This window comes from Halomonas sp. AOP27-A1-41 (genome assembly GCF_052378605.1).
GTDB lineage: Bacteria > Pseudomonadota > Gammaproteobacteria > Pseudomonadales > Halomonadaceae > Vreelandella > Vreelandella citrativorans.
Genome location: NZ_JBQSXT010000006.1, coordinates 79,427 through 97,467, shown reverse-complemented (window position 1 = coordinate 97,467; position 18,041 = coordinate 79,427). Strand labels below are relative to the sequence as shown.

General features: G+C 54.2%; 17 protein-coding genes. 9 read left to right on the top strand and 8 right to left on the bottom strand.

The genetic code is table 11. From position 1 onward, the window contains the following. Positions 1-83 precede the first annotated feature (83 nt). Both pabB and ACT3TC_RS06215 read left to right on the top strand, forming a co-directional pair. Positions 84-1,454 (top strand): aminodeoxychorismate synthase component I, encoded by a 1,371-nt coding sequence (gene pabB, locus ACT3TC_RS06220; RefSeq protein ID WP_444639494.1) that lies wholly within the window; start codon positions 84-86, stop codon positions 1,452-1,454. 117 nt (positions 1,455-1,571) lie between these two features. Next, positions 1,572-2,207, top strand: a complete 636-nt coding sequence (locus ACT3TC_RS06215; protein ID WP_193054878.1) for a phosphoadenosine phosphosulfate reductase domain-containing protein — start codon at positions 1,572-1,574, stop codon at positions 2,205-2,207. A gap of 253 nt (positions 2,208-2,460) precedes the next feature. Here the strand turns inward: ACT3TC_RS06215 and cysB are convergent, their stop codons facing one another. After that, complete coding sequence (cysB, locus tag ACT3TC_RS06210; protein WP_172117087.1) at positions 2,461-3,435, bottom strand: HTH-type transcriptional regulator CysB; 975 nt, start codon at positions 3,433-3,435, stop codon at positions 2,461-2,463. Positions 3,436-3,691: 256 nt separating this feature from the next. Here cysB and trxA point away from each other — a divergent pair, with 256 nt between their 5' ends. Further along, complete coding sequence (trxA, locus tag ACT3TC_RS06205) at positions 3,692-4,075, top strand: thioredoxin (protein ID WP_140398967.1); 384 nt, start codon at positions 3,692-3,694, stop codon at positions 4,073-4,075. Between the two features lie 51 nt (positions 4,076-4,126). Here trxA and ACT3TC_RS06200 read toward each other — a convergent pair whose 3' ends face one another. Continuing rightward, on the bottom strand, positions 4,127-5,278 hold the full coding sequence (locus ACT3TC_RS06200) for an AI-2E family transporter (RefSeq protein ID WP_444639493.1): 1,152 nt from the start codon (positions 5,276-5,278) through the stop codon (positions 4,127-4,129). A gap of 195 nt (positions 5,279-5,473) precedes the next feature. Between ACT3TC_RS06200 and ACT3TC_RS06195 the strand changes: the two genes are divergently transcribed. After that, on the top strand, positions 5,474-6,301 hold the full coding sequence (locus tag ACT3TC_RS06195) for an SIMPL domain-containing protein (RefSeq protein WP_193057097.1): 828 nt from the start codon (positions 5,474-5,476) through the stop codon (positions 6,299-6,301). On the opposite strand, the gene serS is transcribed toward ACT3TC_RS06195, so the two are convergent. After that, positions 6,246-7,523 carry a serine--tRNA ligase gene (serS, locus tag ACT3TC_RS06190; protein WP_444639492.1) on the bottom strand — a complete coding sequence of 426 codons (1,278 nt, stop codon included), beginning with the start codon at positions 7,521-7,523 and terminating at the stop codon, positions 6,246-6,248. The genes ACT3TC_RS06195 and serS overlap by 56 nt on opposite strands. A gap of 291 nt (positions 7,524-7,814) precedes the next feature. On the opposite strand from serS, the gene ACT3TC_RS06185 reads away from it, so the two are divergent. The 3 genes from ACT3TC_RS06185 (at position 7,815) to ydiJ (ending at position 12,925) form a co-directional block, all read left to right on the top strand. After that, on the top strand, positions 7,815-9,065 hold the full coding sequence (locus ACT3TC_RS06185) for a dicarboxylate/amino acid:cation symporter (RefSeq protein WP_172117091.1): 1,251 nt from the start codon (positions 7,815-7,817) through the stop codon (positions 9,063-9,065). 74 nt (positions 9,066-9,139) lie between these two features. Continuing rightward, positions 9,140-9,721 carry a DUF4202 domain-containing protein gene (locus ACT3TC_RS06180; RefSeq protein WP_444639491.1) on the top strand — a complete coding sequence of 194 codons (582 nt, stop codon included), beginning with the start codon at positions 9,140-9,142 and terminating at the stop codon, positions 9,719-9,721. A 90-nt stretch (positions 9,722-9,811) separates the two neighbouring features. Next, entirely contained in the window at positions 9,812-12,925 is a 3,114-nt protein-coding gene (ydiJ, locus tag ACT3TC_RS06175) for a D-2-hydroxyglutarate dehydrogenase YdiJ (RefSeq protein WP_444639490.1), read from the top strand. 6 nt (positions 12,926-12,931) lie between these two features. Here the strand turns inward: ydiJ and trpC are convergent, their stop codons facing one another. Genes trpC through ACT3TC_RS06160 form a run of 3 tightly spaced genes read right to left on the bottom strand, consistent with a single transcriptional unit; the run spans position 12,932 to position 15,391 of the window. Continuing rightward, positions 12,932-13,735, bottom strand: coding sequence for an indole-3-glycerol phosphate synthase TrpC (trpC, locus tag ACT3TC_RS06170; protein WP_444639489.1), 804 nt, complete (start codon positions 13,733-13,735; stop codon positions 12,932-12,934). A 9-nt stretch (positions 13,736-13,744) separates the two neighbouring features. Then, positions 13,745-14,764 carry an anthranilate phosphoribosyltransferase gene (gene trpD, locus ACT3TC_RS06165; RefSeq protein ID WP_172117095.1) on the bottom strand — a complete coding sequence of 340 codons (1,020 nt, stop codon included), beginning with the start codon at positions 14,762-14,764 and terminating at the stop codon, positions 13,745-13,747. A gap of 36 nt (positions 14,765-14,800) precedes the next feature. Then, positions 14,801-15,391 (bottom strand): anthranilate synthase component II, encoded by a 591-nt coding sequence (locus tag ACT3TC_RS06160; RefSeq protein WP_444639488.1) that lies wholly within the window; start codon positions 15,389-15,391, stop codon positions 14,801-14,803. Positions 15,392-15,655: 264 nt separating this feature from the next. Between ACT3TC_RS06160 and ACT3TC_RS06155 the strand changes: the two genes are divergently transcribed. Then, positions 15,656-15,853: a hypothetical protein gene (locus tag ACT3TC_RS06155; protein WP_172117096.1), complete on the top strand. Its 198-nt coding sequence runs from the start codon at positions 15,656-15,658 to the stop codon at positions 15,851-15,853. A gap of 90 nt (positions 15,854-15,943) precedes the next feature. Here ACT3TC_RS06155 and ACT3TC_RS06150 read toward each other — a convergent pair whose 3' ends face one another. Then, entirely contained in the window at positions 15,944-16,105 is a 162-nt protein-coding gene (locus ACT3TC_RS06150) for a hypothetical protein (RefSeq protein ID WP_444621920.1), read from the bottom strand. 327 nt (positions 16,106-16,432) lie between these two features. Between ACT3TC_RS06150 and ACT3TC_RS06145 the strand changes: the two genes are divergently transcribed. Beyond that, positions 16,433-17,347, top strand: a complete 915-nt coding sequence (locus ACT3TC_RS06145; protein WP_444639487.1) for a metal ABC transporter solute-binding protein, Zn/Mn family — start codon at positions 16,433-16,435, stop codon at positions 17,345-17,347. 21 nt (positions 17,348-17,368) lie between these two features. On the opposite strand, the gene ACT3TC_RS06140 is transcribed toward ACT3TC_RS06145, so the two are convergent. Next, complete coding sequence (locus tag ACT3TC_RS06140) at positions 17,369-18,037, bottom strand: phosphoglycolate phosphatase (protein ID WP_444639486.1); 669 nt, start codon at positions 18,035-18,037, stop codon at positions 17,369-17,371. Positions 18,038-18,041 lie beyond the last annotated feature (4 nt).

Here is an 18,041-nt window from a genome sequence, read left to right as displayed (position 1 = left end):
TGAAGCACATCGATTACATTGCTGGTGTCGGCCTTCAACGCCCTCTAAAATGAGCAGCCTTTTACCGGCGAGGCGTTTGCTCCATGACCACGGCATTGTCGATATTTACGCTGCCCTATTCTTCTGACCCGTTAGCGCTGTTTGATTCGCTTCGCCAACGCCCAGGTGCAGTACTTTTGGATAGTGGCCGCCCCGTCGCTCAAGGGCGCTACGATATTCTGAGCAGCGACCCCTTAGCGACGCTGGAAGTGGACGCCACAGGCAAGTCAGTGCTCACGAGTAAACAGCTCAATATAGCGGCTCTACCGCCAGGCGATTGCTTTGCTCAGCAGCAGTGGCTGTTAAATCAGCTACCGCACCAGGCTACAGAGGTTGATCAACACGCCTTACATAGCGAGCTGCCCTTTATGGGCGGGCTGATAGGCTACTGGGGCTATGACCTTGGGCGCTCGCTGGCGACCCACCAACAACCTCAGGTGACTCACCTACCTCAGGCGCGCCTGGGCCTTTATGACTGGTGCATCACCCTTGACCACGTAGCAAAGCGGGCGTGGCTGGTAGCCACCGCGCAGCGTCGAGAGCAGGTTCTAGAGTGGCTAGACCAGGCGCCGCCCAAACGCCCTCCTTTTGCCTTAACCGAACCCTTTCAAGCAGAGCTTAGCCAGAGCGATTACGCTGAACGCTTCAAAGCCGTTCAGCGCTATATTCTGGCGGGCGACTGTTATCAGATTAACCTCGCCCAGCGCTTTTCTGCTGCCTACCAGGGCGATGAATGGCAGGCCTATTTACGCTTACGCAACGCCACGCCCACACCGTTTTCAGGCTTCATGGCTTGGGGCCAACAGGCCGTCCTCTCTCTTTCACCCGAGCGGTTTATCAAAAGCAGTAATGGCGCGGTTGAGGCTCGTCCTATAAAAGGCACCCGTCCACGGGGCGCTACGGCTGGTGAGGATCTTGCTCTGGCCAATGATCTAACCAGCAGCCTTAAAGATCGTGCTGAAAACGTCATGATCGTTGATTTACTGCGCAATGACCTGGGCCGTGTATGTAAGCCGGGCAGTATCAATGTGCCCCAACTCTGCAAGCTGGAAAGCTACCCTAATGTGCATCATCTGGTGAGCGTAGTGCGCGGACAGCTCGCGTCCGGCGCCTCCCCTCTTGCCTTATTGGCGGCGGCCTTTCCCGGCGGGTCGATTACCGGCGCGCCCAAGGTTCGCGCCATGCAGATTATCGCCGAGCTTGAGCCGTGTCAGCGCAGCGTGTACTGCGGAAGCATGGGATACGTTGATATACGTGGCAGCATGGACACCTCTATTACTATTCGTACGTTAGCGGCGGATGCCGGGAGGCTTCACGTGTGGGGCGGCGGTGGGCTGGTTGCCGACTCAGCACTTGAGGAAGAGTACGTGGAGACACTGGATAAAATTCGCCATCTTATTAAGGCACTGGAATAACAGCCGCCGTACTTAAATCAAAAAGGAATATAAAAGCCAAACCAAACAGTATTGGGGGGAACGGCGGACAGTTTGATAGCCTAGCGGTATGGTTCATTAATATGACAAGGAGGCAGCATGTCCTCATCGCTAGATGCGATCAATCGTGATTTTTCCGAGAACGATTTTAGCAAGAACCCACAAGCACTTATTGAGTGGGCGTTAACACAAGGCGAAAGGGCGATCTGTACGACGAACTTTCGCCCTTTTGAAGCCGTTATTCTGCACATGGTGACACAGGTACGTCCTGACATGCCGATTGTCTGGATGGACAGTGGCTATAATACCGAAGCCACTTATCAATTCGCCGACGAGCTAATAACGCGCTTGAATCTGAACATGGTCAGCTATATACCCAAGCGGACGCGCGCGCACCGTGAAGCGCTCGAAGGCCCCATGCCGGGCATTGATGACCCACGCCATGCGGCCTTCACCCAAGAGGTCAAAATCGAGCCGTTTGAACGTGCATTAAGTGAGATGCGCCCTGACGTATGGTTTACAGCGCTTCGTGCAGAAGACACGCCCGAACGGGCCAAAATGCAGCCCGTCAGCCGTAACAGTGATGGGCTGGTTAAAGTGGCGCCGGTGTTGCATTGGAGTGCTAAAGAGATGTATCAATATTTACAGGCGCACGACCTGCCTAACAACTTCGATTACTTCGACCCCACCAAGGTGGAGGAAAAACGCGAGTGCGGCTTGCACCTACAGCATTAAGCCTTTCTCTGAAAACCTGTCATTGAAAAACCAGGTACTGAAAGACCAAGTACTGAGAAACCTGGCACCGAGGTTAGGCCACAAGCCAAACGTACGACTCACGTTGTTAGCGGCTTACCAGCGGTTTCGCTGGCATCATGCCCCCTAACAACGTGAGCGCTTAAAGCGTTAGTGTTTTCAATCCGTACTTGTAATAAGTGCTTGTGGTAAGTGCGTGTAACAAGCACTTGTCACACATCAATGCCACAAGCTATCAGTACTCGGGCAGCTCTATCCCTTCAAACAGCGCTTGTTCAAAGCGTGGGCCAGCAATGAGCGCCTCATCCACACGGTCTCGCGTCAAGTGTGGGGCAAAGCGCGCCAGGAAATCGTACATATAGCCACGCATAAACGTGCCCCGGCGAATGCCTATTTTAGTCGTTGAACTCGCAAACAGGTGGCTGGCATCCACCGCGACTAAATCCCCGTCCAACTTATCGTCTACCGCCATATGTGCCACGATCCCAACGCCCATGCCGAGCCGCACATAGGTTTTAATCACGTCGGCATCCGCTGCCGTTAGCACAACGTTAGGCGTCAACCCCTTCGCTTTAAACGCATCATCCAACTGGGAACGGCCAGTAAAACCAAAGACATACGTCACCAGCGGATGTTCTGCCAACGCTTCCAGCGTTAAAGGTCCACTCAGCGCTGCCAGTGGGTGGCCTTTAGGCACTAGGATACAGCGATTCCAGCGGTAACAAGGCAAGAGTACCAAGTCTGTAAACAGCTCCAGCGATTCAGTGGCAATCGCAAAATCGGCCTGCCCCTCACTCACCATTTGAGCAATTTGCTTAGGCGTACCCTGCTGCATATGTAGCGCGACTTCCGGATATTTCAGCGTAAATTCACTGATGATCGGCGGAAGTGCATAGCGTGCCTGGGTATGCGTGGTCGCAATAGATAAGCTTCCCCGCCGCTCATCGCTATGCTCCTGGGCCACCTGTTTAATATTTTCGGTAAGCTTGAGCACCTGGCCCGCCAGGTTAATAATGGACTGACCTGCTGGCGTTACCCGGGTTAGATGTTTTCCGCTACGCGCGAAAATCTCAACGCCCAACTCATCCTCCAACAGCCGTATTTGCTTGGAAATACCAGGCTGAGAGGTAAACAGGCTTTGAGCGGTCGCCGATACATTTAGGTTGTGTCGGTTAACTTCCCAAATATAGCGAAGTTGTTGTAGCTTCATATCATCACCTCATTATCTATACCGATAGCAGGCAGGTCATCTAACGCTGGCACCGCCTATCTTGCACTCGCCACAAAGCACTATTTGGCATAAAAAAACATTCTATAATTCACTTATATTATAAGAGATAATCTCTATTAGCATCTATTAATTTTGTAATTAAGCACAAAAATAAGCGCAGATATTTGCCAGCAAACGCCGCGCCCGCTAACATCTGCCGACTTGGCGTAATGAAAGTGCGCAGGTTTAACGCGTAATGACCGTTGCTCCATTTGAGGCAACGACACTGCAAGAGCAACGCAAACGGGAGAAGCAAATGGCTAATAATGTTGACGTCACTAACGCTAATTTTGAGCAAGAAGTCCTCAACGCCGACCAGCCTGTCCTGCTAAAATTTTGGGCACCCTGGTGTGGCCCGTGTAAAGTTATGGCACCGGTTGTCGATGAAGTGGCTGCCGAGCGCGGTGATAACTTAAAAGTGGTCAGCGTAAACGTTGACGATGCGCCTGAAATTGCCGCAGAACAAGGCGTACGCGGTGTACCGACCGTTATGCTGTTCAAGTCTGGTACCAAAGTCGCTTCACTGGTAGGCGCGCAATCCAAGTCTCAACTAACGCAATTCATCGACCAAAACGCTTGATGAAATTGGCCACCGCCGGCACAACCGGTGGTGGCCGTGCGGTCCCTCCTGTTAACTCTCCCCCTCTTTTAGATGCTCTTCGGGCGTAGCACTATTTTTACGTTTCCACGGTGCGCGACCTGCATCTTGCTGGCTAAGATAACGCCCCGTGCGGTGTCTCCCTGGCCCCAGAAAATGAGCAATCCAACGCGTCTGCGGATGGCTATCCAAGGCAATTTTTAGGGTCATGGTTAACACGACAGATAGCAGCATCCCCGCCGGTCCAAAAATCCACCCCCAAACAACCAGCGAAAGAAACGCCACAAACGTTGAAAGCCCTAGCGCTTGCCCCATGACACGCGGTTCAATCAGGTTACCCAGTACAAAGTTAATGACCAGATAAGCGGACGCCAGCAGCAGCGCCTGTAGCGCGCCACCGTCCTGGGACACCAGAAGCAGCAGCACTGGAGGAATAGCCGCAAGTGCTGAGCCAATGTTAGGGATAAAGTTAAGCCCAAACGCCAGAACGCCCCAAAGCAATGGGAAATCAACCCCGACAATCACACAGGAGAGCCAAATTAATACCGCTGTGGCCAGGCTAATCATTGTTTTTACGGCCAAGTAGCGCTTTAGCGTTAAGCTGAACTCGCTAAAGCGCTTTAAACTAGGCGCAGGGTTTTCCAAGGCACGCGAAACTTTTTGGCGAAGGTTCAGCGTTTCAAACAGCATAAAAATAACCAGCAACCCCACGATGATACTTTGCATCACCAGGTTGCCCAGTTCACCCAACAGCGTTGCCACCCAAGAAGAGCCTTCCTCATCCTCATTGAAAAAGACGGCGCTAAGCTCATCAGGGTCAATATTGAAGCCATGCATGGCGAGCGTATTAAGCAAATCCCAATAGTGCTCGTAAAGCCGCTCCTCAATATCAGGCAGCGCCGCCACAAAGGTGCTAAAACTGTTGACGACCAACACGCCAATCAGTGAAAGAAACCCCAACAACACCATCAGGGTTAAAAAAGCCGACACTCTCATGCTTAGGCCACAACGGTGTAGCCACTGCACCGGAGAGGTACACACTACCGCGATAAATACCGCCAGCAGCAAGGGTACAAGTAAATCTGCCCCCCCTTTCATTCCCGCAATAATTACCACTAATGCCGCTAGCGCCAACGTGGCATTTAAGGGGATACTTCGATAATCCTCATCCGATAATTTCGACATAGCCTTATCCTTAGCTCGTTACCCGTACATAATGGCGGTAATAAAGGTATTGCACAAACCGTGCAAATAATAAGCAACTGTTTTGCGTCACCTCTTTTACGCTGAACTTTCCCTGTAGTCGCTATTCCAAGCAAGCGTCTATACTTTTAATTGACGCGTACCCGGCTAGTCTTCTCTACCTCAAGGAGTTTCTCTATGAGCCCAGTATCGGCACGTTTACCGCGTTTTCGTTATGGAATTTTAAGTGGCGCTCTGTTGGCGCTTCTGAGCACTCCCCTCGCCTTTGCGGCCCCGCCTGCACCGCCCAGCTTAAATGTCCAGGCACAGTCTTGGGTTGAGGTTGAACCCGACCAGGCGACGTTCACAGCGCGCCTTTGGGAAAACACGCCTGCCGTTTCTTCACTGGAAGATACCGACAGCGAAGCGTTAGGAGAAGCCCGTGAACGCCTTGAGAATCGCGCCAGCGAACTGATCGAAGCCATTGAAGCCCTGGGAATTGAGCGACGCGCTATCAATGCCGGGTCGTTGAACGTTTATCCTGACCATGTCGCTGCGCCACGCAGCGAAAATGGCGACCAGGAGATGCTCCAACGCACGCGTCTTGAACGCCCGTTCAGCATAGAACTAACCGACCTTGATCAATTGGGCGATGTGCTCAACGCGCTGATCGGGGTGGGTGTGAATGCAATGGACGGCGTCCAATTTGATTTACAGGACAGAGAAGCCGCCACCGATGAAGCGCTGGTAAAAGCACTGGAGAAAGCTCGCCACAAAGCCAACCTGATGGCCAGCACGCTGGAAACCGAACTCGGCCACGTTCAGCGTATTGAAGAGACGCAAGCGCCTATGTTTCAGCCCCGCATGATGGCCATGCGGGCTGAGAGTGATATGGCCAGTAGCGGATCACAAAGCGATTACAGCCCCGGCACCATCCGTATTGATGCCGGGGTTAACGTCGAATGGACGCTTAAAGGGCCAGACGCTCCTGACCACCAAGATAGGGACGTAGCGGCTCAGGAATAACCACCGAGCCATCTGCCTGCTGGTGATTTTCAAGTATTGCCAGCAGGCAACGGCCAACGGCCAAGCCAGAACCATTTAACGTATGCAGGAGCTGTGGCTTTTTCACATCCGGTTGACGGAAGCGCGCCTGCATGCGCCGCGCCTGAAAGTCTTCGCAGTTGGAAACAGACGAAATTTCCCGATAAGTGCTCTGGCTGGGCAGCCAGACTTCCAGGTCGTAGGTCTTCGCCGCGCCAAAGCCCATATCGCCCGTGCAAAGAGTCACTACGCGGTACGGCAACTCTAACGCTTGTAAGATCGCCTCTGCATGACCACGCATTTCATCCAGCGCTTCATAGCTCTTCTCTGGTTCTACAATCTGCACCATTTCCACTTTATCAAACTGATGCTGACGGATCATGCCGCGAGTATCACGCCCGTGCGAACCGGCCTCGCTACGAAAACACGGCGTGTGCGCCGTAAGCTTCATCGGCAATGCCGCTTGATCCACAATCTCATCACGCACAAAGTTGGTGAGCGGCACCTCAGAAGTAGGAATCAAGTAGTACTCGCGCTCATCATCCAGCTTGAACAGGTCTTCGCCAAACTTCGGCAGCTGGCCGGTGCCGGTTAGTGAGTCGCGGTTCACCATATAGGGCACGTAGCACTCTTCATAGCCGTGCTTCTCGGTTTGGGTATCCAGCATAAATTGAGCCAGCGCACGGTGCAGACGAGCAATGGGCCCACGCATAACGGCAAAGCGGGCACCGGTCAGTTTAACGGCCAATTCAAAATCCAGATAACCGGATTTTTTGCCTAAATCGACATGATCGAGCACGTCAAAATCGAACTCACGTGGTGTACCCCAACGGTGCAGTTCAACGTTGTCTTCTTCTTTTTCACCTTCCGGCACGCTTTCATGGGGCAGGTTAGGAATACCGCTGACCGCGTCATCCCAGGCCGCTTGCACCTCGGCCAACTCACACTTGGCATTATCCAGACGATCGCCTAAATCGCTGACTTCATCCAACAGCGGCTGGATATCTTCGCCACTAGCTTTGGCCTTGCCAATGGCTTTTGAGCGCGTATTACGCTCGCTTTGCAGTTGCTCGGTCTGCGTTTGCAATTCACGGCGGCGCGACTCCAGCGTCTGAAGCCCCTCTTTATCCAGTACAAAGCCGCGACGAGCTAGTTGTTGCGCTAGCGCGTCCAGATCACCGCGCAGCAGTTTCGGATCGAGCATGAGTTATTCCTTGGCCTGTATTCAGTTAAACACGGCGCCAAACGCCAGTATCAAAGGCCCCTATTGTAGGCAAAAGCACGGCGGGGAGCTATGGGGCGTTATAGCAACGTGCCCGGCAACTCACGTCGTCGGGTAAATAACCAGAGGCTGCTTCGAAGCCGCGGCCGCCCGTAAGCGCTCACTTCGCCCATTACAAGCCCCCGCCCTTCTTACTAAAAAGTGATAAAGTGCGCGCCGAATCGTAATCCTGCTATTGATCAACCGTAAATAAAACTCCAAGGAGAGAGATCCGTGAGCACATCACAAGGCGCCTTCGGCTGGTGGAGAGGCATCGCCCTCTGGAAGAAAATTCTCGCAGGTTTAGCGCTAGGGATAGCGGCGGGCGCACTACTGGGTGAAAACGCCAGCATCTTTAAGCCGCTGGGCGATATTTTTATCAACGCGATCATGATGCTGATCGTACCGCTAGTGTTCTCAACACTAGTGGTCGGCATTACGTCGATGCGCGACCCGCAAAAAATGGGTCGCATTGGCGCCCGTACCATCGGCCTTTATCTTTTGACCACGGCCTTTGCTATCAGTATCGGGTTGTTGCTTTCGACACTGCTACAGCCTGGAGCAGGCGTTAACATCAGTTTTGATAGCAGCGTGAATGCAAGCGAGGCGCCTACCCTGGCATCCATTTTGATTAACCTGGTGCCCCGCAACCCCATTGATGCGCTGGCCAACGGCAACATTTTGCAAATTATTGTATTTGCGATTGGCTTGGGCATTTCACTGACTCTGATTGGTGAAAAGGGTGAAGCACTGGTCGTGGTGTTCGATAGCTTTGCCGAGGCAATGTACAAGCTCACGGGCATCGTCATGGCCTTTGCACCTTTTGGGGTGTTTGGCCTAATGGCGCATGTATCTGGCCAATACGGGCTGGAAATCCTGTTACCACTCGCCAAGCTGATTGGCGTGGTGTATTTGGCCTGTGCGCTGCATGTTCTGGTGATTTATTCAGGCTTTATTCGCCTATTGGGGCGGCTTAATCCAGTGCGTTATCTCCAGGGTAGCTTGGACGCCATGATGATAGCGTTCTCCTCCGCCTCTTCGGCAGGATCACTGCCGGTATCGATTCGCTGTGCACAGAAAAACCTGGGCGTATCTGAAGGCGTTTCAAGCTTTGTACTGCCGGTGGGCGCGACCATTAATATGGATGGTACAGCGCTTTACCAGGGCGTCGTCGTACTGTTTATTGCCCAAATGCTGGGTATTGAGCTGAGCCTGGTCGACTATGGCATGATTGTCGCCACCGGCACGCTTGCTTCCATTGGCACCGCGGGCGTACCCGGTGCGGGTCTTATCATGCTCTCTATCGTGATGGCTCAAATTGGCTTACCGCTTGAGGCCATCGCCGTCGTAGCAGGCATCGACCGTATTCTCGATATGGCGCGCACCAGCGTTAACGTGGCGGGCGACATTATGGTCACCACCCTGGTAGGTAAAAGCGAAGGCGAATTGAACCTCGACGTTTATAACGCCGATAATAAAGCCTGACCGCCCGCCCCACGCCAGAATACTCTGCGACGAGACCGTTGCAGAGTATCGCGACAGCTAACCAGGAGAGCATCATGCCCCACCGCCTTGAACAGGTATTAACTGCGCTGGACCAGCTTCACAGCGAAGACCCCAAAACGACCAACGTGGCCGATGAGCCGCTCCCCGCCGAGCTGCTTTACGCACAGCGCATGAGCAAATGGCTTGCTCACCTTAACCAGACACCCAGCGAGTGCTTACAGATTGCTGTCCGCGCCCAGCACTTGCAGCGCTGGCAGGTAGCGCGCGAAGCGTACCCTGAAGGTCGAGTAGGCTACTTAACCTGGCGACGCGACCAGGGTATCCGCGCGGGCGACACGGCCGCTCAATTAATGCGTGAAGCAGGCTATAGCGCAGAGGACGCCGAGCGAGTTATCACACTCATCACCAAAAAGGGCCTCGGACGTGATGCCGATGTACAGACACTTGAAGACTGCGCCTGTCTGGTATTTTTGGAAAACTATTTTGCCGATTTCTCGCGCAAGGTCGAACATGACCATATGGTGCGAATTATTCAAAAAACCTGGCGCAAGATGTCACCCCAAGCGCATGAATTAGCCCTGACACTGCCCATGTCACCTGCTTCTGCCGCCCTGGTAAAAGAAGCTTTGAGCTAGCATGTTTAGCGCAGGGTGCAGCCAGGCAGGCAGTGAGGTAAAGTAGCGCTCTCTTTTTTTGATGCCCCGGCACTGACGGCTTGAACGATTATGATTGCATCGCTGGACTCTCGGACCGCCCCGTTTGAACGCTTGGCCTCCCACTACCTGCGCTTTCTGGAAGCCCTTAAAACACGCGGCTTCGATGGTGAGATTGCCCCTGACTATGCCCACCGCACGGTGCTGGCAACCGACAACTCGATCTATCAGCGTCTGCCCCAGGCGGCGGTGTTTCCCCGCCATGCAGAAGACCTGGAATGCCTGGCCAAACTGGCCTCTGAAGTGCCTTACCGCGAGGTGGTGTTAACGCCAAGAGGCGGCGGCACCGGTACCAACGGTCAGTCGCTTACCGATGGCATCGTGGTGGATATCTCCAGGCACATGAATCAGGTGCTGGACATTGATGTCGAGAACCGTCGGGTACGCGTTCAAGCGGGAGTCGTGAAGGATCAGTTGAATGCCGCCTTAAAGCCCTACGGGCTGTTTTTTGCCCCAGAGCTTTCGACTTCCAATCGAGCGACCATCGGCGGCATGATCTCGACCGATGCCAGCGGTCAGGGTAGCTGTGCTTACGGAAAAACCCGTGACCACGTGCTGGAACTCGACACGGTACTGCTGGGTGGCCAGCATCTGCATAGCCGGGCACTCAGTGCCGATGAGGAACAGCAGGCCTGCCAGCAGGACGGTATTATTGGACAGGTGCACCGCACAGCGGCCAGCATTATTGATCAGCAGCGCGAACTGATTGAGGCGACCTTTCCGCCGCTTAACCGCTGCCTGACCGGTTACGACCTGGCCCACCTGCGCAACGACCAGCATGCACTTGATCTCAACAGCCTGCTGTGTGGCTCGGAAGGCTCGCTGGGGTTTCTGAACGAAGCCGTGTTGAACGTACTGCCCATCCCCCTGCACGCCACCCTGGTCAACGTACGCTATACAAGCTTTATGGATGCGCTGCGCGATGCCAAAACGCTGATGGCCAGCGCCAGGCCTGTGTCGATCGAAACCATCGACGATACGGTGCTCACGCTCGCCATGGCCGATTTTGTGTGGGACAGCGTGGCCGAGTTCTTCCCCGAGAGCGACATACCGATTCGGGGTATCAACCTGGTCGAGTTTAGCGACGACGACCCTGCGGCGCTGGCCGAGCAGGTAGAGGCCTTTACGCGTCACTTGAACCAGGATGCCACGGTCACGCGATTAGGCTATACCCTGGCCGAAGGCCGTGAGCAGATCAGCGCGGTTTACGGCATGCGCAAACGCTCGGTGGGCCTTTTGGGCAATGTGCAGGGTGAGAAGCGCCCTCTGCCGTTTGTTGAAGATACCGCGGTACCACCAGAACATCTGGCCGATTTTATTAGCGAGTTCCGCGCCGCGCTGGACGCGCGTGGGCTCGCTTACGGCATGTTTGGGCATGTCGATGCGGGCGTACTGCATGTGCGCCCCGCGCTGGACATGAAAGACCCGGCCCAGGAAGTGCTGATTCGGGACATCTCCGATGAAGTCGCCGCCCTGACCCAAAAATACGGCGGATTGTTGTGGGGTGAGCACGGCAAAGGGGTACGCTCCGAGTATGCACCCAAATTTTTTGGCGAGCTTTACCCCAGCCTGCAGCGGGTCAAGGCCGCGTTTGACCCGTTTAACCAGCTTAATCCTGGCAAGATCGCTTCACCGGCAGAGAACGGCGCGCTGATTGCCAAAGACAGCGACCCGGACCTGCTAAGCATCGACGCAGTGCCGATGCGCGGCCAGCTGGACCGCACCATTGATGAGCGCGCCTGGCAGGCCTATGACGCAGCGGTGTACTGCAACGGTAACGGCGCCTGCTACAACTACGATGTGGACGACCCCATGTGCCCCTCGTGGAAGGCGACCCGCAACCGTATTCACTCGCCCAAGGGGCGCGCCAGCCTGATGCGTGAATGGCTACGTCTGCAATCCCAGGCGGGCATTGACGTGGTCGAGGAGTCGCGCAAGAAAAAGGCGGAAGGCCGATGGGGCTTTGTTAAACACTTTCCAAAACGCCTGGCGAATACGTTCAGCCGCCGGCAGCATCATGACTACTCTCATCAGGTCTACGACGCCATGGCCGGCTGCTTGGCATGTAAATCCTGTGCGGGGCAATGCCCCATTAAGGTCAACGTGCCGCAGTTCCGTTCGCAGTTCTTGGAGGTGTATCACGGGCGCTATTTACGCCCCCTGCGCGACTACGTAATAGGCAGCACAGAGTTCATGCTGCCCACGCTTGCCAGGGCAGCGCCACTGTATAACGCCGTGATGGGCCAGCGCTGGGTGGAAACGCTGATGCGCCGTAGCGTGGGGATGAGCGACTCGCCGCAGCTCTCTCGCGCCAGTGTTAAAAAGCAGCTGCGTGCCTGGGGTGTAGCGGAAGCCACGCCCACCTCGCTTGCTCTGCTCACCGACCAGCAGCGCGCCAATAGCGTGATTGTGGTTCAGGATGCGTTCACCACGCACTTTGAAGCCAAACTGGTCATGGACGTGGTCGAACTGCTCTCACGGCTCAACTTGCGCGTGTTTGTGATGCCCTATAGCGCCAACGGCAAACCGCTACACGTCCAGGGCTTTTTGGGTGCGTTTGAGCGTACGGCCGAAAAGCAGGCGAAACGCCTGCGGGCGTTGCGCGAGTTTGAGGTGCCCATGGTGGGGATCGACCCGGCGATGACCCTGACCTACCGTCAGGAGTACGTGAAAGCGCTGGGACCCGACGCCGTGCCCGAGGTATTGATGCTGCAGGAGTGGCTGGCTATCCGACTGCCCACCCTGGCACCCCGACAGCTATCCCCCAATGCCCCTGGCTTTAAGCTGCTTTCGCACTGCACCGAAAAAACCAACGCCCCCGGAAGCCCGAAGGCGTGGCAGCAAGTATTTGCTGCATTTGGCCTGCCGTTGGAGCTGATCAATACCGGCTGCTGTGGAATGTCCGGCACCTACGGCCATGAAACGCGCAACGCCGAAACGTCCAAAACCATCTACGCCCAATCCTGGCAACCCCAGGTCGAGGCAGAGGAAAACACCGACAGGCTGCTGGCCACGGGGTATTCGTGCCGCAGCCAGGTGAAGCGTTTTTCAGAACAAACGCTTCACCACCCGCTGCAAGCCCTGCTTTATGCCTTACGCAGCGCGGGCGAACACCCCAGGGATTAACAAGGCTTAGAAGAACAGCTTTTTAAGCGCCAGGCCAGGGTCGGCTTGGCGCATAAAAGCCTCCCCAACCAAAAAACCATTAACGTGGTGATCCCGCATTAACTGAACATCCGCCTGAGTATGGATACCCGACTCAGTAATAACGGTTACGTTTTCAGGAATATGCGCCAGTAAATCCAGCGTCGTGTTGAGGCTGGTATCGAACGTGTGCAGGTTACGGTTGTTAATGCCTACCAACGCCAAATCAAGCTTAAGCGCACGCGTTAGCTCATCGGCATCATGGACTTCTACCAACACATCCATTCCCAGTTGATTGGCCTGCTGATGCAAGTCAAGCAGCCTGGCATCATCCAGTGCGGCGACAATCAGCAAAATACAGTCGGCTCCAATGGCGCGTGCTTCAGAGACCTGGTAACCGTGGGTAATAAAGTCTTTGCGAATAACCGGCAGCTCGCAGACGTCCCGCGAGACGATCAAATAGTCTTCATGCCCCTGGAAAAAGTCCGCATCGGTTAGTACGGACAAGCAGGCCGCACCGCCTTGAGCGTAGCTTTTGGCGATATCCGCCGGATGAAACTCTTCTCGAATGACGCCTTTGGAGGGCGACGCCTTTTTAACTTCGGCAATAATCGCCGGGTCACCGACCGCAATACGCTGATTAAGCGCGTTGATGAACCCGCGCGGATCACTCTGCTGCTTGGCAAGCGCGAGCAAATCCGTCTCGGATACCGCCTGCTGGCGCTCGGCGACTTCCTGATCCTTGCGGGCAAGAATTCGCGTCAAAATAGTGGGTGTTGCCTGTTGGTTCATAGCGGTCACTTACTCTTTGAAAACGCTGGTGAAGTGTGAAAGCTCTCTGAGCTTCTCAAGCGGCAGTTTAGACCCCTGAGCATCCTGAGCGATCAGAACGCCCTCTTTCAGGCTGTCAGCCACACCCGCACAGTAAAGGGCGGCACCTGCGTTCAAGGCCACCATGTCGGATGCGGGGCCTTCACCGCTCAATGCCGCCTTTACCAACCGCAGGCTATCTTCTGCGTTAGCGGCCTTCAGCGTTGCCAGGCTCTGGCGCTCAATGCCAAACGCTTCAGGGGAAACCGTGTACTGAGTAATCTCGCCCTCTTTAAGCTCCGCCACTTGCGTAGAAGCTGCCAGCGATATTTCGTCCAAACCATCTTCTGAATGAACCACCATGACATGGCGGCTGCCCAGCTTTTTAAGCACTTCAGCCATCAGCGGCACCAGTTCTGGCGAGTACACACCGACCACCTGATTGGGCGCCCCTGCAGGGTTAGTCAGCGGGCCCAGAATATTGAAGAGCGTGCGCACGCCCATCTCACGGCGCGGGCCAATGGCATAACGCATCGCCGGGTGGTGATTCGGCGCAAACATAAAGCCAACCCCCACCTGCTCAATACAACGGGCGACCTGCTGAGGCTTAAGATCAAGGTAAATACCGGCAATATCAAAAAGATCGGCGCTGCCGGAAGACGACGATACGCTGCGATTACCGTGCTTTGCGACATGCGCACCCGCCGCCGCAGCCACAAAGCTGGACGCGGTGGATACGTTAAATAGATTAGCGCCATCGCCGCCGGTACCCACGATATCCACGACGTTCTCAGCGTTTAGCTCAACACGACGCATTAAATCGCGCATGACCTGGGCGGCAGCGCTAATTTCCACCGCGCTCTCCCCTTTCATGGCAAGCCCGACCAATAAGCCGCCTACTTGAGCATCGGACGCTTCACCCGTCATTATCTGGCGCATCAGGGCATGCATAACGTCAAAAGGGAGGTCTTCACGGTGTATCACCGCATTAATTGCATCTCGCATTTGCATGAACAGAGGAGCCTCTAAAGCGTGTGAACCAGGCAATCAGCCACGTTTTAAAAAATTTGCCAATAGCTCATGGCCTTGGCGAGTCAGTATTGATTCAGGGTGAAATTGCACCCCTTCTACATCCAGTGTGCTATGGCGCAGTCCCATGATCAAACCAGGCGTCACATCATTGTCTGTTGTCCAGGCCGTTATTTCCAGGCAGTTGGGGAGCGTTTCCCTTTCCACCACTAACGAGTGATAACGGGTTACTTCGAGGGGGTTATCCAACCCGTCAAAAACGCCCTGATGGGTATGTAAAACAGCCGATGTTTTACCATGCATCACCTGGGGTGCACGGACCACCCGAGCACCGTATACCTGACCAATCGCCTGATGCCCCAAACAAACACCCAATATAGGCAGTTTACCGGCAAAGTGACGAATAGCGGCCATTGAAATCCCCGATTCGTTGGGCGTGCATGGCCCCGGGGAAATAACCAGATGCGTAGGCGCCAGGGCTTCAATCTGTTCAAGGGTAATGGCATCGTTTCGATGCGTTACCACCTCTGCACCCAATTCATTCAAGTATTGGACAATGTTAAAAGTGAAGCTGTCGTAATTGTCCAACATCAAGACTTTTTTCGGCATAGCCTATTGATTACCTTAATTATTGCATGGCAATCAGCGTATCGTTACCCAGACTATTAGCCAGGTATGCCATTGCTAGCGATTTTACGTAAGTGTGCTGGATTGTATCGCCAGACGAGGTTAATCGCCACGACAGTTGCGCGCAGTTACGTTTTCGTCGCACTGGGCTATGCTGGAAAATATGCAGGAAAGCATGCTGAAAAGTACGCTGAACAATATGCTCAACAGCATGTTCAACAAAAGTGCGATCAAAAGGAGTGCGCCATGGATAAGGCCATCATTGACGTTATTCGAGAAAATGAACAGCTACCCGACCACATGACCGATAGCGAGATCGCCAAGGAGTACAAAGGCACCTATACCGCAGCGAGAGCCGCTATCAGCCTGGACCATACACCGCTTGATCAGCAGCTCGCTGACGCCACGGCCAGGGTTCTCCCCTTTATGAAAAAAAAGAAGTAATACCAGGCACGGTATAACCTTATACAACAAGCCCCTAACAGCAAGCCTTTGGGCTTTCTGTTAGGGTACGAAACGATATTTCCTCAACCGTTAACCAAGTGAATTTTCATTGAGGCGCTTTGCCTCGCTCTCGGCTTCCTGGCGAGTAGCGTAGGAGACAACGGAGGTGTTATCGGCCTGAGAGTCATCGGGGCGTATATCAATGACATGAAATTCACCGTTGCGCTCCTGTACCTCATAAAACGTGCTCATTGCCTTTCTCCTTGGGTAAAACAGTCTCTAGGGTAGACCACATTCAGCCAACCTTCCCAATTGCTACTGTTAGCAACTTTCGCCGTTAAGGCTATATTTTGCTATTACAGCGCGAAAACGGTTGTAATGGTCAAGTAACACTGGCCAGCACTCTATTTTTAACGTTAGTTATCTAAAGACAGCCGCACCGCTAGCGACATTGCGTTTGCACAATGCATACGCCAAAAAGAACAACAACTTATATCCATTTTTTTTAGCCGGGAGGAACTAGCCACAGAGCGTAGCAGTCTTTATTATCTTGAGCCTTCAAACGAGTGGGAGCGTGAAATGCAAAAGCAAGTGAGCTGGGTAAGCACGCTCTTGCTAGGAATTTTGGTAAGTGTGTCACCGCTAGCAGGCGCTTCGACACTCAACGTTATCGCTTCTTTTTCCATACTTGAAGACCTGGTCAAGCGCATTGCCGGCGAAGATATTGACGTAAACGTTATCGTTCCCCCCGGTGAGGATGTCCATACGTGGGAACTGACGCCGCCCAATGTGCTGTCCATCGAAGAAGCCGACATCATGTTTTATAACGGCTTTGGGCTAGAGCCTTGGCTACGCCATGTAGAGGCCATCGCAAATGATTCGCTTACCCTAAAGGCCGTGGCTGAAAATGCTGACTTTGCGCCGCTCCCTATTATTACAGGGCAGTACCAAGGCACAAATGACCCGCATATGTGGATGGACCCGAAAGGTGCGGCCGCCTACATCAAGGTGATTGCTGAAACGCTGGCCGAGCACTACCCCGAAAAAGCGGAGGCGTTTTATGCCCGTGCGGAGGACACCTATCGCGCGCTGGATACGTTAGACCAGGCCATCAACGAGCGCCTGGAAGGTATCCCCAAAACGAACCGCTCCCTGGTAACCAGCGAGGCCGGATTTAGGTACTTTGCGCACGCCTATGGTTTTGAGTACGACGCTATTTGGGGGCTGAATAACGAAACACAGGGTAGCGCCCGGGCAATGGCCGAGATGAACGAACGCCTGGCCAAAACACGCCCCCCGGCACTATTTTATGAAAGCACTGTTTCCTGTATCCACATGGATGCGTTGTCACGCGCCACCGGCATCTCATTGGCTGGCCCACTCCATGTTGACTCATTTAGCTCACAAGACGATCAAGCCGATGACTACCCCACCATGCTGCACTATAACGCCGAGCTTATTCATGGTGCATTAGGTGGCGCTCGCCCGGAATAGTCTTTTTTCAGTCAGTCAATCTTAAGTGACAAGCGCCAGCAGCGACGCCATCACACAATCAGGCTGGCTGAGTTCAATAGGATCGCCATGGTTATAGCCATAAGGCAGTGCGAGGGTGGCAAACCCGGCAGCCTTGCCCGCGGCAATATCGTGACGAGAATCGCCGACCATTAGACACTCACTTGGCGAAAACTGGCACGCCTGCGCGGCATGTAAAAGGGGTAAGGGGGAAGGCTTCTTCTCCGCCAAGGTGTCTCCTCCTACCCATAGCGTAAACCAATGACGAATCCCGAAGTGATCAAGAATGGGCACAATAAACCGCTCTGGCTTATTGGTGATAAGCACCAGCGTAAAGCCCGCGCCATGCAGCCCTTCAAGTGCTGTTTTTACACCGGGATAGAGCGTCGTTAACGCATTCGGTGCCGCACCGTAATACGCCATAAAAGCATCAAAGGCGCGCGCTTGAAGCGCTTCCTCAGGAGACCGGCCCAACGCCCAGGTAAGTGCACGCTCCACCAGGATCGGCGCACCATTGCCCACCCAGTCGCGCACCTGAACACCATCAGGTGTGGGCAAATTAAGCTCACCTAACGTTTTCTGCACCGCAACGGCCAAGTCAGGTACGGAATCAACCAGCGTGCCGTCTAAATCGAACGCGACTAATCGTTTTCCCGCGAGTATTGAGTGCACTGCC